Genomic DNA, 14,347 nt, shown 5'->3' with positions numbered 1-14,347 from the left:
GGGGTGGCTGATGGGACTCGAACCCAATTAGGTGGGGTGTGGAGGGGGCTACCGGGGGCGTATACCTTTGATTTTTCGATGGTTTTCGAATTTCGATGTCGATCAACTCCCCCTCGCCCCCCGCAGTTGTCCCCGAGATTGTCCCCGAACGGCAGGCAGACTCCGTCGTACTCTCTCTATCCAATCCGCCCCCTTCCACTCATGAACAAAGAGAGGTAACGTTTCACGATCACAACAATCTGGGTCACGGGGCAATGGAGTTCTACTGGGTAAACGTCGGGCTGACCATCAGCGAAGTTCTCAGCGGTAATTTTCTTTGGGCGCCGGAACATACGGTCACGCAGTCGGGAAAAGTCCAGCACCTGGAGCACTGGGACAACGTCGCCAAGGTCAAGGCCGGGGACTTGATCTTCTGCTGCCATAGCCAACGCATTTCGCATATCGCCAAAGCGACCGCGGATTCGTACTCAGCTCCGAGGCCTCCGAGCCGCTCCTTCTCCGAATGGAATGCAGGTGGGAATCGTGTCGATGTCGATTTGGTAGAACTGAAGACTCCCCTGTTCCGCGACGAGATCGCACATGAGTTCATCTCCCGATTCGACGACGACGCAACTCCATCCCTCTTTACAAGTGCGGGAACCCTCAAGCAGATATACATGGCGCACTTGCCGCAAGATGCCGGCGGCTATCTACTCGAAGCATCGCAGACGATCGAGCACTTCGAAGACACGCTAATAGCCAGCGGCGGGAACGGAAAAAAGGTATCGAAGACGACGCGCGATGCGATCGTTAAAGCCCGCGTCGGCCAGGGGAAATTTCGAGCAGATTTGCTCAAAAGATGGAACAATCAATGTTCGCTCACTGGCCTGTCAAACACTGACCTTCTCGTCGCCTCGCACATCCATGCTTGGAGCCTAAGCACAAACGATGAGCGGATCGACCCTGACAATGGATTATTGCTCGCCCCGCATATTGACCGGCTCTTCGACAAAGGGTTGATTTCATTTGGCCAGGATGGCGGATTACTGGTTGGGCCGAAGCTGTCAGAGCGCGACCAACAACTCCTCGCGCTCGACCGATATACATCGCTGCGAAAAATTACGAAGGGCAACAAAGCCTTCCTGGCACGCCACCGCGCCCGATACAAGTTCGACTAGGCTTATACCAGGTTTGAAGGCTGATTCCGCTGTACGCAAGCACACTGAGCCGCGTCAAACGAACGGAGTGACCGGCTCTTCAGTGCATTCGCAATCCACGGAATATAAAAATTTCAATATCTCAAAGGCAGTCTTGCATCCCTCAATAGCTTCCGAGCGCGACGTTTCACGGCCATTATGGATTGCATCATTTCTCAATTCATTCAAACGAACCATTCGAGTATACAAAGCAGGTTGCTCATCGCTCAACGAGCGATTTGCAACCAGCTTAAGTACCGGATCGAGATAAGTCTTGAGGCGCTTTGTCGTCGTGTTTCTCAGCAATTCTTTCGCGGACTCCTCGGCAAGCCCACGCTTCTGCATAGATTTTTCCAAGAATTGCTGAGTCGTCGCATCGATTACGGCGGCTGACAAGAGCAGACTTTCCGTCGGATATCCTGAATTCGCAATCCGATATGATCTCTGCAACGTTTTCTGCAAAAAGCTAACACTCTCCGCAGCGAGATCTTCGACGGGAATAGCGACTCGATTCTCTGATACTAGGGACATAGCTTGCGGCGACAGATCAACTCCGACAGCCATTCCATCGACATTAACGTAGCTGGCCGCCCAATCAGAAATACCAAAATGTCGCACGTGATCGAGATTATGGTTATGTCGAATCGTACTCGTAAAAAGTAGATCAATAAAATGATTCTGCAGCCCCTCAGCCTCCTCCAGCAATTTAGACTTCGCAGATTTTGCCCATTCGAGCAACGGGGCGCCATTCAGTTGATGCGGCTTCTCCCAAGTAATTTCGACAAGAGTGAACGAATATGCCGGAACGCTGACGCCTGGCACACCAATATCGATGAATTGAGGCTGAGATATAGTTAACGAAAATGATTTCCCCCGATGACGCAAGTTGAAGGTTCCCGACTCCAAGCCCGCACGTATGGGCCAATAGAGGCCCGCTTTAATAATGTGATCTTGCGCGATGCCCGTCATTTTGCCAACTCAATGACTTTTTCGGAAAACGTCTTAAATATTTCTTTGAATTTATTGCGAGAAGCAATGTACGTTTTCTCCACCTTTCCCGACATATCAAGCTCTTCATCAGTAAGAGCAAAAACTGCTTTTGAGTGTTCCTGAGACTTCCCCAAGAGACCATGGAAGTCTGGAACTTGAGCGATTTCCCAACCTTCGCCAAGTGCTTTATCGTAATCATTTTCAGGCAGAAGCATTCCCGCCTCTTGCAGCGACGGTATCAACAACTCCTGACACCGATCCACAATTTTATCAATCCATTTTTGATACGGATTGGTTACCTTGCCCGATCGAACATTAAATCTTTGCGAAACAATGCCCAAAAACTTCGGACTCGAAGCGGGCAATTTATAAGTCAGCGCCCCGGAGCGAGCGCGCAATTCATTGGCATTCGAAGCCCACCGGGGCAACGTCTTTGAAAGCGAATCGATTGCCAGGTAGCTAAAATAATCCGGAGCCACCGGCACAATAAAATAATCGCACGAAACCAAAAGATTTTGATTAAGTGCACCAACACTCGGACTCATATCCAGAAACACATAATCTATTTTATTTTTTTTTGCCGTTTCATCCAAAAGATATCCCAGCGCGCCCGGTAAATTCTGCAAAATAGACATCGCGCCCAAAAGCTTGTGCGCCATTGCCAAGTCTGGTTCAAATAAGCCGGTGTCAATATGCCCAGGCAACAGGAAAAGATTCGACTGACTCGTAGCTACTATTTCCGCCGCTTCAATTTTCTCCGGTGAACCTTCAAATGCCCTTCTCGCCGCCGCATAGAGATTCGAATTCGGGTGAGCCTCGTAAAAATCGCCGAGATCGTCCAATCCCTTGAGCGCCAGAACCATTCCAGTCAAGTTACATTGGGGATCGCAATCAACGAGCAGGACGCGCTTACCAGTCTCGGCAAGGGCCCAACCCAAATTAAAAGTCGTCGTTGATTTGCTGACGCCGCCTTTATGGTTGAAGATCGCTATTTTTTTCATGAGTGTATCGCGCGCCTCGATGTCGCTGAGAAGATCCGTAGTGTAATCTATGGATTAGTCTCACTGGGGCTTTCTGCAAAGGAGACACGGATGTCTAGTGAGTTGGATTGCAGATCGATCGCTGTTGGGGGCCAGCCCTCCCCTATCCTTGCCTTATGCGACAGGCCTGCCCGCCTAAGTTAGCGTAACGCCGAATCACCTCGGCTCGGACACCATCTCATCGACAGGATAAAGCTGCAGCATCGCGCGAGCTGCCTCGACATTTGACGTCGTCAACCACGCTTCCCAGTCGTCCGACCGCAGCATTACGTCCGGTCGCTTCTCGTCGAACGGCTTCTGCATGCGCGACATGACCGGATAGTCGTTGGCGTTGTCGGTGATCATGGAGATCACGTACCCAAGGCTTCCGTCCGCCAGATGAAAGGGGCGCCAGATGCCAGCGACTGCCATGATCCGCTGTCATCCACGCGAATCCGCTGCCATACGCATGGTTTTCGCCACGGGCGAGCGCGCCCGCTGCCTGTTCATCCTACGCACCGGACGCATGCTCCATGTCGAGCGAAATACCTGTCGACGTTGTCAGGATGACCACCCTGAACGACGTGTTACATTCGCCCGCAGATTTTCCTGTGAGGATTCGGCATGGGTTCTGCATTTATTCGTGAAGGCGACACGACCGACCATGGCGGCCGCGTACTCGCCTGTACATCGACCAACATTGTCTTCGGCAAGCCGCTCGCGCTCGAAGGCGACATGGTGTCGTGCCCGAAGTGCGGCGGCGTCTATCCCATCGTAGGCGTACGGGTTCGAAGCATGACGTTCGGCGGCCGCGCCGTGGCGACCGATGGTGACAGGACTGCCTGCGGCGCGCGGCTGATCGCATCGCAAGGCATGGCAACGGTCGAGCCGACGTCCGGCGCAGGCGCCTCGGTAGGCGCGGGGAAAAGCGTGCTCGCCCAGACCGCCGCACAAGACGACGGCGCCTATCGCGGTCGCTTCCAGCTCGTCGACGACCAAACGCGCACGCCCCTCGCGAATCACCCCTACACCGTCACGTCGGCGGACGGCAAGACAATCCAAGGCACGACCGACGCGAGCGGTCATACGGATTGGCTCAGCAGCCATCAGTCATCGTCGTTATCGTTCAGCCACCAGGGAACGTCCGGGCCGGCGAGTACGAGCGAAGCATGAGCAGCGGATATTCTGGCGGCTCGGCTGTCGGTGGATCGGACGGCGGCGAAGGGCGAACGACCGTCGTAGGCGCTACGCAGGGCCTTTCGCCCGGTGACAAGAAAGTACTGTGCGAAGCCTTATGCAAATGCAGCGCGATCGGCGTCGCAACTCGCGGCGGCAGCCGCGTGCTGAGACAGGCCTGCGTCGCGCAGCGCTTAGATTTCGCGAACGAAACTTCGCGCATGATGAACGGCAAGACGACGGAATACTTGCCTGAAGTCTCATATGACATGCGGCAGGAACCACCCGCCCCGATCATGTTGGACGACGATCCGCTGATACCTCACGACAACCTGCTGGACTGGATTCGGGATAAATGGCCGGGAAAGATGGGGGGCTACCGCAGGGACAAGCGGGCAGGCGGCCCCGGCGTTCGCCGTCCCGACGTTGTGATCGTGAACGATCCTTCTCAACCGCCCGTACAATCGAACATCAAGAACGTGGTTGAGATGAAATTCGATGACAGTTTCGGGCAGGGCCAGAAAGATGCGTACATTCGTATCGCTGGCAGCAGAAGCAAGTACGCGCCGCTGGATCGGGCCTCCTGCGGGTGCTCAGACAAGCAGTCCGACACACAACCGACCCGATCAACGCAAAGCCATACTGCAACCGATGACGTGTTTGGGACCGATGCGGGAAGCCATAGCAGCATGGGGCCGTCAGGCCTGCCGTTACCACCGCAAGGCCCCGGAAACCCTGGCGTTGCCTTCCCTCCCTAAAGATCATGACGCATGACGAGCTGGTAGCGTGGGCCAACGATCCACGACGACAAGACACCCTCCCGTTCGGGCTATACGAGCCTGCGCATCAAAAGGCGATCGTAGGTGCTGCGCTGGTTGTGCGCGGCGCGCTGTACTTCAAGGGCGGCCACACCCCGGCCGTTCGGCAGGCGCTTGTGCATTGCTACGACCGTTACTTGAAGGTCATCGCTGACTACGAACTGGCGCTTGCCAAAGCCGAAGGGCTCGAACCACCGAAGGCCGGGCCGATGCGCTGGTTTTACGAAGAAGGCAAGAGCCCGGTGGCATTCGACAAGGCTCGCGGCTTCGCGCGCCTGGCAACAGAATTGCAGAGCAGCGAAATGCTTGTGTCGGTGACAACAAGCGCTGACCACAAGCTCGCAACAGGCTTCTACGAGTTTTCCGTGTTCTGCCTTGAGGATTGGCAAGCCGAGATGGGAACCCGCGGCGTCGACGTCATGGCGTTCACTGTTCCGCGACGCTTCCTGCAGATCTGCCCCGGCGCATTCGAGGCGATGTTTGCGGAGTTTGCCGCAACGGTACCCACCATTTGGGGACACGGCGGATTCGGCGTGAACCTTCCCCCGCTGGATGCGGAGGCGAATGAGGCGAGCGAGTATTTTTGGAGTCGGCGATACGGCCCCGGTATCGACGTCGGACAACCCACTAGCACGTCCATTCGTGACCTAATGGGCAAGATCAAGACCGTTGATTGGCTTGTGGCGCTGGACGCTGACCTGGTTCAGCGGACGGGCGGCGTTGACAGCCTGATGCTGCCGCCGGACTGGTACCGAAAGTCGCCGCTCGGCGATGGCGGCCTGATCATTCAGGCCGGTGTTGAACCGGTTGCCGGCGTTCCGATGGGGAAAGGCATACCGCCCGCGTCGCCTGCCGCGTATGTGCTGCTGAATCACGCGCTGCGATCTATCGTGGCGGAATCGTCCGATATCCTGCAAGGCGGAACAGTAGATAGCACTGCGCCCCTGCTGAATACACGCGTGGCAACAGAGGCATGGTTGCAGCGCTTCAACGTGCCGGACGACGAACTCAACGGCTACTGGGTCGAGCTCCACAAGACGCCGAAGCTGCCGACAACAATGTGAGCGCATGCGCGGCCGCGCAGCGATCTTTTCGTCAGCCGGATAAATCTGCACCATCGCGCGTGCTGCCTCGACATTCGCCGCCGGATTGCCCGCCGTCTACCGGATTTGAAGGCTGCTTCGCATAACACTCAGCGCGTCCAGCGATCGTCGGATTGTGGCCAAGAGCTTAAGCAGGCGGCCTTCACCGGCTACCCTCGAAGTAATGACGCTGCCATGCCCACAGCACCACAAATCCGAAACTTACGCCAAAACCCACGCCAAGCAAACTCACCCGCCCCACAAACATCTGTTACTATTCGGCATCGCATCAAAGTTGAGTTCGCCTCCGAACGCGTCCAAGGATCTGTCCATTATCCGACCGACGAGGGTACGGAGTTCATGGACCTGAAGCGGCGGGGACTTCACCAAATGACGCCTACCCTGATACAACTTTGCTGCTCCAACGGCGCGGTCGATTCAAGCATTCGCGCAACACGTCCGTAAACGATACTACGAAAGGTACGCCCGACTCTCGGCGGGCGGCCACGGCGGTGTACAAGCTATTACTATGATCTATCAGCCTCAAACCCTGTTTGTCGGCTTAAGCAAAGAGATGTCTGCCACGTTCGAACGCGGCCATCTGATCCCCAAAGGCTCTGAGCTTGCTGTGAGCTTCGGCGATCGCATTGATAAGTTGAGCGAGGCAATGGCAACCGAAGCTGCCAAGCTCCGGGGCTTCCTGCACGTCATGTGTGGCGACCTAGACGGCGCAGTCGCCGTTCTAGCGAATTCGGGCCTGTCGACGAGCCAACGAGAATTTGAGATCTTTGCGGCTCAGGCTAACTTGGGATATGCATCGCGCGGTTTAGAGCTATATTCGATCGTAGGGTCGCCGAACACTGGCTCCTTCACAAAGTGCCTCCCAGGTGGCATGACAGTAGGAGCCTTTCGCACAATTGGGCGATTTTTAACTCAGGCGGATACGATGCACCTCTCCAATATGGATGGAGTCCCCGTCGAAATGCTTCGCACGGCGGAACGAATCCTTGAGAATGCAGGCACCGACGATGAGGCTGTTGCTCGCGTCTTGGACGTCGCCGGCCATGTAGTCCGCGAGCACGGATTGGTCCATACAGGGTTAGTGCAACTTGATGCATTTGATTCGGCCCATTGCGTCAAGCTTCGCTTTCGATTTGCAATATCTCCCGACCAGGCAGCTTGGCTGTACAACGAATTTCTGGACCGTCTCTTTGACGAGGACGTGCCCGTACCTTCGGCTTTTATCGTGTCTTTCGAAGGACAAAACATCACGCATTAGTCGCGTGCAATGTACAACAACGTAGAATCCTCACGGTTGCGATATGAGCGTCACTACAACGGATCTGCTGACTGCAGCACAAAAGATATTTAATACGGGGACATGTGAAGCGGATTGGCGCAATACCTGTTCGCGCTCCTATTACGCTATCTATCACGACCTCAGAGCGTTTGCAGACTCTTTGACAGCAGCGGCTTATCCCGGCAACACTGCTGGCGCCAAGCCGGGGATGCACCATCAGTTGTACACAGGTTTGAAAAACCCGACGGTCCCTGCGAGCGACCCAAGGCGCAAATTGTCCTTCAAGTTGGGAGTGATGGCTCAAAGCCTCCACTCTGCGCGCATCAAAGCTGACTACGAACCCGGTCAATCCGTTGACCAGGTCGAAGCAAATGTCAATTTGACCGCCGCTCAGAATATCCCTGCGTTGCTTTCGAACCAACAAATCGGTACTCCGCTGCCGAAGTTCTCGGGCACTTCACCATCTCCGGCCACACCGACTGCGCCGACTGCGCCACAGTCTTCGTCATCTCAATCGAATTCACAATCGGCTGCTCCCGCAGCGTCGGCAGCAAAGCCAGCTCAAACTCGATTTAAGCTTGTGAAAAGGGATCAATCTTAAGCATTCTCCCGGACTGTCGCGCTATTTGGGCTCGGCAACCATATCGTTAAACGGATGGAACCGAAGCATCGTGCGCGCCGTTTCGGCGTTCTTCGTGTGCAGCCACTCGTCGTAGTCGGCCGGTCGCAGGATTACAGCCAACCGCTTCTCGTTTTCCGGCTTGCGCATCCGAGAACCGATCGGGTGATGCGACTCGAACCCATGACGACCGGAATCACAATCCTTATACATTCCTCAGGCATTTCAGCAACTTACCGCAGAACATTGGAACACGCAGCGGCTGGACACCGTTGTTAGATGGGGCGCGATTTCCCCATCTTCCAAGAGTAAAGACACCACTCCAGCGCTGATGCTGCCACCATCACACTTGCGCCGCTTGGAGTGAAATATGAGCAAAATTCGCAGCCGCGTATAAACACCACCCTAATTTATTTCACTCACGCTTTCTTCCTTTCACATTTTTAAGTGCCTCCTTAATGTGAGGTTGATCGCACAATTCTTGATACCTATTTACTCGAAATTCCTCTCCGTCATGTCCACGGTGGCGAGCCGACAAATATCCTGTAAATGAACCAAGCTGATCATAAAATTCCACTATTTCGGACGCTATCCTCTCCAATGTCCCCAACTCATAAACGAACTGTTTTTCGCCAAGATTAAACTTATTTTGATTCGCTTTGTGCGCTGCATTGAACGCAAGGAAGTCTGCCTGAGATACCCAGACAATATGATCTGGAATACTCACTGATACGCCAAAACATCCATGAGCCAGATCATTTCGCTCCTTTTCGAGAGCAGCCTTTCGGGCAATGTGTGCAGCGAACAATGCAAAATCACGGTCGTTAAGAACGACTTCTGCAGCCGCGATGAGGGCATCCGACTGCGCACGGCTATTTCGCAATGATCCGAATACCGCGGATACTTCGGGAATATTGGCCCCCATCAGCTCCGCGAGCAGCCTCGTTATTTGAACTTCGATGTCGGCCCACGACGTTATAATGCGTCCGACAAGGGCCGCAGCCTTGGGCCGATCCTCGATATAACCGACACCCATGGTAACTTTCGCATGAGGATACGACTTTAGGAGTGGCTTCCTCGAAGCTTTAGAAATCGCAACTCTTTCGGGATAGGTCGAAGAACGTTCCTCCTTCGACTGCACATTCTGGATATCCCCAATACAATACAAGTCGTCGTGAGTACACATGCCGCAAGGTATACTAAATACGCCGTCTCCGACAAAATTAACTTTCTTGCCTCCCCTCGACAAATCATCAAGAATATATATTAAATATCCGCATTTTTTGCATTCGCATGCATAATACCAGTCGCCCTTTACAACAGGATTTCTTCTATAGAGTCGATAGACCATCGATTTCTCCCTTTATTATCTTTTCTCGATTTTATCTTTAACCGGTTCCGCGACCATCTCGTCCGCGGGATAAAGCAGCAGCATCGCGCGCGCAGCTTCGACGTTTGTCGTGTGCAGCCACTCGTCATAATCGACCGGCCGCAGGATCACAACCGATCGCTTCTCGTCAGCCGGCTTGTGCATGCGCGACATCAGCGGGTGGCCGTCGGCGTTGACGGTGACCATCGACATAACGTGGTGCTCGGCGCCGTCCTGGTTCGTAAGCGTACGCCAGATGCCAGCGACACTTATCGTCGGCCGGTCGGCCACACCGATCCGCTGCCACACACACGGCCCGAGCACCCAGTCGCCATTCGCTTCTTGCCGGGCCTCGGGATATGACGGCTCGACCACGGATAGTGCCGGGATCAAGCATCGCTTGCCGCTACGCCAAGTGGGCCCGTACAGCGGTGATTTGCCGAGGTTGTCGTCGCGCACGTTCATCGTGCTCCGGATGATCGGCGGCTTCCGCCCCTGCGCCTTCGCCTTCTCGATGTTCGCTTTCTGCAGCGCGCGCGGCCAAAATCCGAAACCAGCGATCAGCGGCTTGAACTGCCCGTCGACGTAGCCGACGATCGGGGCGTCGTAGTCTTGGTAGATCTCGGGCTTCCACGGCGTCCAGCGGTACAGGTCGCGGAAGTTGTCGATCTTCAGCTCGTTCAGCCCTGGATCTTCGCCTGGCGCGTAGTAGTTGGTGCACATCGCAGCGCGACCTCCAAAGTGATCCACCCGAGATTGGCGTCACTGGCGCTTCTGAGCAACGCATCCCAGCCGTCGTACTCGAGCCCATATAGCAAGCTGACGCAGGCCATGAAACCCGAAACGCACGAGATATTGTGCTGCTGGATTGGCATGTGGACCACAACCAAGACGCGATGTATCTCTCCCAATTGGTCCGCTGTGGCCAGACCGTACTGATAGTCGTTGATGAAGCCGGCAACAATCGACGCCTTCTCCGCAGACGGGCCCGGCATCAGAAATTCAACATCACGCGGGATGCTGAAGTCGTCCCCATTTGCGTCGAGCGAGCGAAGGAGTTCAACGTCGGCCACTGCGGTGTCCATCAGAGTCGCGACAGTCGACATAATTCTGTCCCTCTTTATCTCGAACCGACTCTGATCGTATCACCCGTCGGAGCGTTGCCCGCTCCCCATTTTCGAGACTTGACGGAATCGTCTTACCGCGCGATACACTGTGTTTTTATACAGTGATGACGATGTGATCAAGCCGCAGTGGGCTTACATCTGGGAGTACGGGTTCCAAGGCGACAAGAACCGCCTGAGGACCCCTATTGAGCTCACGAAACGTGAATTTGAGTGCTGGCTCGCGAATGACGAGAGATCGGTATTCTTGGCCCCATATCACCCAATCGAGACGACCAGGATCGATCGAAATCGAGCGCCCCTCACGGATCCGCGCTTCAAGATGAAGGCGGCGATGCCAGAGTTCGATGCCCCAACGGACGCCGAGCTTCGCGCGCTGTGGCGCGAGTACACCGACCTTCAGGTGCGGCGGTGGCTCATCCTTGAGATCCGTGCGCTACGTAAATCGCTTGAGCGTATCGAGGACTGGTACACGTTCACCGACAAGAACGTCGCCAACAAGGGGGACCTTGCCGGTGCACAGGGGCCGTTGTATCGACTCATGCACCTCTTGCGAGACGAGATGCGACGCGCCGGGATGAAGTGATGCGCCTGTGGCATCCTGAACGCTCTAGAACAGGAGACGACCATGTCCACGATCGAGGAAGAGTTTCGCAGATCAACTGACGACTGGCATGGGATTGCATACGCCCACGAACGCGAGGCCGCCGGTTCATTTCGAGCCTACCTGAAACGAATTGCACCGGAAATTCCGCCCCATCACGTGATCACGAATGTGCAGATTGTGATGTGCACGACGTACACAAAGGAAGGACGCACCCCATTTCTCAGAATCTCGCACTTCGATGCTGGGGAGATGCCCGATCCTGTCGCCGCGTTCCATGAGCGTGTCGCAACCAACACCCTCGATTCGAAATTCACTGTAGTGAAGTGCGGTCTCGACCTGTTCGAGGCATTCAGCGATTTCGAGATCAGCCTGACGGCATGTGGCTACGACATAGTGCCGATCGACGAACCCGGCGCCATCTACCGCAGCCAAGACGACGTAGACGACGGTCCCGAGAACTGAACTTCGTCAGCGCGTGGATGCCATCAGGGCGTCCTAGTCGCGCTCGCATTGCTGGCCGGCGATGCGGGAGCGGTCAGCATATTCTGCCAGCTCGCCCGCGCGCTGGTCAGCCCGGCCGAGCACGTCGGCAAGCAAATCGAGGGCGTCGCCGGCTGCCGGGCTACCGGCCGCGGCGGGATGGCGCACCCGCTCAACGAGCTCGGCGAAGTGATCAGTCAGTTTCATCATCCACTCCATACGAAAGCGGCCGCACGCGGCGGCCGTAGTCGAAAAAACGCCCGAAGGCGGTCGTGGTGATTGCGCTCGAGTCTACGCCCAGACGCGCCGCGGTGTCGCTGGCGGGTCGATGAGCACGTCGGCCAGTGCCTCGCGCTCATCGTCGGTGAGTTGCCGATCGAGCCGCACGTTCGCATGCCACCCGGACAGCGACACCGCGTTGTCGTCGGATACATCCGACAGCACGCCGATCGAGTCCACAGACACACCCGGAGCGAAGCTAATCGCGACCTCATCGTCGTTCGGCACACGCATGGACAACCCGGCGCGCGCGAGCGAGGCAAAGACGCTGCGCGCGTCGGCACCCCGCAGGTAGTAGTCAAAGAACGCCATCAAAGCCTCGTCAGGTCAGGAAGATCGGCATCGGCGATTTGATACGGCCAGTACTGGACTGCGCGGGCCCACTGGTTCGAACTGAACCCACCGCCACGCGCAGACGCCACCGAGAATGCAGTCGGCGAAACTCGCGCCGGGTTGGCGACGGCGAGCGGTGCCCGCCCGTTGATCGATGTCGACGCGCTCACGCCGTTGTCGGTCCACGCGATGGCAACCCGGAAACGCTCCCCATCCGCGACCGTGATCCCGAGGGGCATCGCATTCCGGACGTAGATGTTCAGCGCCCCGGACCCATTCGTCTTGTAGACGCCGATGCCATTGTTCACCCCATCGTCGAGCGAGATCGCGAACATGCCGCCGCCGAGCACGCCGACGAACGCTGCGTCGAGTAGCATCGTCCCGTCGCCAGGCACAAACGGCGGCATCGTGTTCGCCAGCAGATCTACGGCGCGCGTTGCCGCCGTCTTGCCGGTCGGGATGCTGCTGGTTGCGAAGCCGGAAAGCTCCAGTTGGCCGCCGCCGGCATAGACCCCCGACACGCCGTCGCCAAGATAAGTAATCTGGTCGCCATCGGTCAGGTACGCAGTGCCGCGCACGGTCGTCGCGGTCGTCACGGTGCCGACAAGGCGACACTCCCACCAGTCGTCGGCCAGCGGAACGATCGTCGCCGCGTTGAGGCTCCACGCACCGCCGGACGCCAACTGCCCCGTCACCGCTCCCGAAGCCAGGTCGAATGTCGCCCGGCAATAGTCAGTAGTCGCACTGTCGGCCAGGAACAACGTCACCGCGCTGCGCCCCTTCTTGCGCAGCCGATGCCAGTAGGTGAACGTCGCCGGCCCAACCGCCATGGAGACGCTTTGCGACGCCGCGTGGAGCGCGTGCACGTTGTCCTCGGTAACGACGCGCGCCAACGTCCGGTCGTCTACCGCCGGCGTGCCATCGGTCGATACTGCCGCGTCGAACAGTGTCCATGCCTCGACAGCGTCGGAGTTACGGAAGTAGTTGGTCCGCGCACCTTCCAACAGCAGCCCGCGCGGGGCCGCCGTCGCCGGATCGTGGTCGAAGCGAGCTTCGTTCGCGTTCGCAATCTGCTGCGCGCCCTTCGCATCGAAATACGTCGCGGTCGTGCTGCGTGCAAAGCGCCATCCTGCCGGAATCGACGGGCGCCGCACGAAATCGAGATCGACCGCCAGGCCGAGTTGCGCCGGGACCGCCACGCGTTTCGGCTGCCCGTCGGTCCAGTCAACGCCGCTCGCGAAGTACACCGTCGCCCACGCATGCCCGTCGCTCGAACACTGGATCGCAAAGGTATGCGGGTTGCGGCCGCCGTTCCGAAACGTCAGCGGCAGCAACGCCATTTCGTCGACCTCGCGATCCGTGCCGAAGTCCACCTCGATCCACTGGTTGACCGGGTTCGCGACCAAGCTCGTCCACGCGTCCGCGACCGCCTGCGGATCCTCCATCCGCGTCGTCCGGAACGACAGTGCAGCGGTACGATCACTGTATGCCGAGCTTTCCGATGTGCTGGCTCCGTCGTACGTCAGTTGCTGACCACGTCGGTACATCCAAACGCGCCCGATCGAGAGATATTCCTTCGGTGAAACTGGATTCGGGACGGGCATGAAGATGCGCCAGTACCGCGCGCTGACGTATGGGTCTGGCACCGAGCCGCTGCCTGCTCTCAGCAAGCGTCGGCGGCCAATCGACAATCCAAGGCCGATCATACGTGCGCCACCAGATTCGATGCCGTCGTTCCGGTCGCCTTGATCTGCACCGCCCGAATGTCGAGGACTTCTCCGGCCGCACAGTTCCGAAACGGGACAGCTACACCATCGCCACCTACAGCGATTACGTCGCCGGGCACGCCGACGCGTATTGCGCGAGGTAATTTCGGTAGCGGGTCCGTGTCGCTCGGCGTGATTTCGAAAAACGACGTCGCCGAACTGGTCAGGGTCGGCAAAGAACCCTTGAACGGATCTTCTGCTTTCATAGTC

General features: G+C 57.0%; 18 protein-coding genes and 1 pseudogene. 8 read left to right on the top strand and 11 right to left on the bottom strand.

The window, feature by feature from the left end; translation table 11 throughout:
• The first annotated feature begins 95 nt into the window (after positions 1-95).
• Positions 96-1,157, top strand: a complete 1,062-nt coding sequence (locus tag CUJ89_RS08795; RefSeq protein WP_114176987.1) for an HNH endonuclease — start codon at positions 96-98, stop codon at positions 1,155-1,157.
• Between the two features lie 54 nt (positions 1,158-1,211).
• Here CUJ89_RS08795 and CUJ89_RS37690 read toward each other — a convergent pair whose 3' ends face one another.
• The 3 genes from CUJ89_RS37690 to CUJ89_RS08785 form a co-directional block, all read right to left on the bottom strand.
• Positions 1,212-2,144: a hypothetical protein gene (locus CUJ89_RS37690; RefSeq protein ID WP_152036611.1), complete on the bottom strand. Its 933-nt coding sequence runs from the start codon at positions 2,142-2,144 to the stop codon at positions 1,212-1,214.
• Positions 2,141-3,166: a ParA family protein gene (locus CUJ89_RS08790; RefSeq protein ID WP_114176986.1), complete on the bottom strand. Its 1,026-nt coding sequence runs from the start codon at positions 3,164-3,166 to the stop codon at positions 2,141-2,143. Before CUJ89_RS08790 ends, CUJ89_RS37690 begins: the two co-directional genes overlap by 4 nt.
• Positions 3,167-3,361: 195 nt before the next feature.
• Entirely contained in the window at positions 3,362-3,616 is a 255-nt protein-coding gene (locus CUJ89_RS08785; RefSeq protein ID WP_114176985.1) for an SOS response-associated peptidase family protein, read from the bottom strand.
• A 192-nt stretch (positions 3,617-3,808) separates the two neighbouring features.
• On the opposite strand from CUJ89_RS08785, the gene CUJ89_RS08780 reads away from it, so the two are divergent.
• From CUJ89_RS08780 to CUJ89_RS37685, 5 genes are all read left to right on the top strand, one after another.
• Positions 3,809-4,357 (top strand): PAAR domain-containing protein, encoded by a 549-nt coding sequence (locus tag CUJ89_RS08780; protein WP_114176984.1) that lies wholly within the window; start codon positions 3,809-3,811, stop codon positions 4,355-4,357.
• Complete coding sequence (locus CUJ89_RS08775) at positions 4,354-5,118, top strand: VRR-NUC domain-containing protein (protein ID WP_114176983.1); 765 nt, start codon at positions 4,354-4,356, stop codon at positions 5,116-5,118. The genes CUJ89_RS08780 and CUJ89_RS08775 overlap by 4 nt, the downstream gene beginning before the upstream one ends.
• Before the next feature lie 5 nt (positions 5,119-5,123).
• Positions 5,124-6,242, top strand: coding sequence for a DUF3396 domain-containing protein (locus CUJ89_RS08770; RefSeq protein ID WP_114176982.1), 1,119 nt, complete (start codon positions 5,124-5,126; stop codon positions 6,240-6,242).
• 547 nt (positions 6,243-6,789) lie between these two features.
• Positions 6,790-7,539 (top strand): hypothetical protein, encoded by a 750-nt coding sequence (locus CUJ89_RS08765; protein ID WP_114176981.1) that lies wholly within the window; start codon positions 6,790-6,792, stop codon positions 7,537-7,539.
• A 43-nt stretch (positions 7,540-7,582) separates the two neighbouring features.
• Positions 7,583-8,161 carry a hypothetical protein gene (locus tag CUJ89_RS37685; protein WP_152036610.1) on the top strand — a complete coding sequence of 193 codons (579 nt, stop codon included), beginning with the start codon at positions 7,583-7,585 and terminating at the stop codon, positions 8,159-8,161.
• 21 nt (positions 8,162-8,182) lie between these two features.
• Here CUJ89_RS37685 and CUJ89_RS08760 read toward each other — a convergent pair whose 3' ends face one another.
• The 4 genes from CUJ89_RS08760 to CUJ89_RS08750 all read right to left on the bottom strand — a co-directional run bounded on the left by CUJ89_RS08760 (position 8,183) and on the right by CUJ89_RS08750 (position 10,633).
• A complete protein-coding gene (locus CUJ89_RS08760) occupies positions 8,183-8,329 on the bottom strand; it encodes a hypothetical protein (RefSeq protein ID WP_321970386.1) in 147 nt (48 codons plus the stop codon).
• Positions 8,330-8,594: 265 nt separating this feature from the next.
• Complete coding sequence (locus tag CUJ89_RS37680; protein WP_152036609.1) at positions 8,595-9,530, bottom strand: hypothetical protein; 936 nt, start codon at positions 9,528-9,530, stop codon at positions 8,595-8,597.
• Between the two features lie 15 nt (positions 9,531-9,545).
• Complete coding sequence (locus CUJ89_RS08755; RefSeq protein WP_114176979.1) at positions 9,546-10,271, bottom strand: SOS response-associated peptidase family protein; 726 nt, start codon at positions 10,269-10,271, stop codon at positions 9,546-9,548.
• Positions 10,229-10,633 (bottom strand): ribonuclease E inhibitor RraB, encoded by a 405-nt coding sequence (locus tag CUJ89_RS08750; RefSeq protein ID WP_161556533.1) that lies wholly within the window; start codon positions 10,631-10,633, stop codon positions 10,229-10,231. Before CUJ89_RS08750 ends, CUJ89_RS08755 begins: the two co-directional genes overlap by 43 nt.
• 130 nt (positions 10,634-10,763) lie before the next feature.
• Here CUJ89_RS08750 and CUJ89_RS08745 point away from each other — a divergent pair, with 130 nt between their 5' ends.
• Both CUJ89_RS08745 and CUJ89_RS08740 read left to right on the top strand, forming a co-directional pair.
• A complete protein-coding gene (locus CUJ89_RS08745; RefSeq protein ID WP_114176977.1) occupies positions 10,764-11,258 on the top strand; it encodes a hypothetical protein in 495 nt (164 codons plus the stop codon).
• A 42-nt stretch (positions 11,259-11,300) separates the two neighbouring features.
• Positions 11,301-11,741 carry a hypothetical protein gene (locus CUJ89_RS08740; protein WP_114176976.1) on the top strand — a complete coding sequence of 147 codons (441 nt, stop codon included), beginning with the start codon at positions 11,301-11,303 and terminating at the stop codon, positions 11,739-11,741.
• A 33-nt stretch (positions 11,742-11,774) separates the two neighbouring features.
• Here CUJ89_RS08740 and CUJ89_RS08735 read toward each other — a convergent pair.
• The 4 genes and pseudogenes from CUJ89_RS08735 to CUJ89_RS37675 all read right to left on the bottom strand — a co-directional run.
• A pseudogene (locus tag CUJ89_RS08735) lies at positions 11,775-11,939 on the bottom strand (DUF2514 family protein); the annotation flags it as partial.
• Positions 11,940-12,050: 111 nt separating this feature from the next.
• A complete protein-coding gene (locus tag CUJ89_RS08730; protein WP_114176975.1) occupies positions 12,051-12,350 on the bottom strand; it encodes a hypothetical protein in 300 nt (99 codons plus the stop codon).
• A complete protein-coding gene (locus CUJ89_RS08725) occupies positions 12,350-13,975 on the bottom strand; it encodes a phage head spike fiber domain-containing protein (protein WP_161556532.1) in 1,626 nt (541 codons plus the stop codon). The genes CUJ89_RS08730 and CUJ89_RS08725 overlap by 1 nt, the downstream gene beginning before the upstream one ends.
• Before the next feature lie 98 nt (positions 13,976-14,073).
• Positions 14,074-14,343 (bottom strand): spike base protein, RCAP_Rcc01079 family, encoded by a 270-nt coding sequence (locus CUJ89_RS37675; RefSeq protein WP_152036608.1) that lies wholly within the window; start codon positions 14,341-14,343, stop codon positions 14,074-14,076.
• Between the last annotated feature and the right edge of the window lie 4 nt (positions 14,344-14,347).

The sequence above is a fragment of the Burkholderia pyrrocinia genome (assembly GCF_003330765.1).
Taxonomy (GTDB): domain Bacteria; phylum Pseudomonadota; class Gammaproteobacteria; order Burkholderiales; family Burkholderiaceae; genus Burkholderia; species Burkholderia pyrrocinia_B.
The sequence above is the reverse complement of the archived record's forward strand: the minus strand, read 5'-3'. Positions and strand labels throughout refer to the sequence as shown.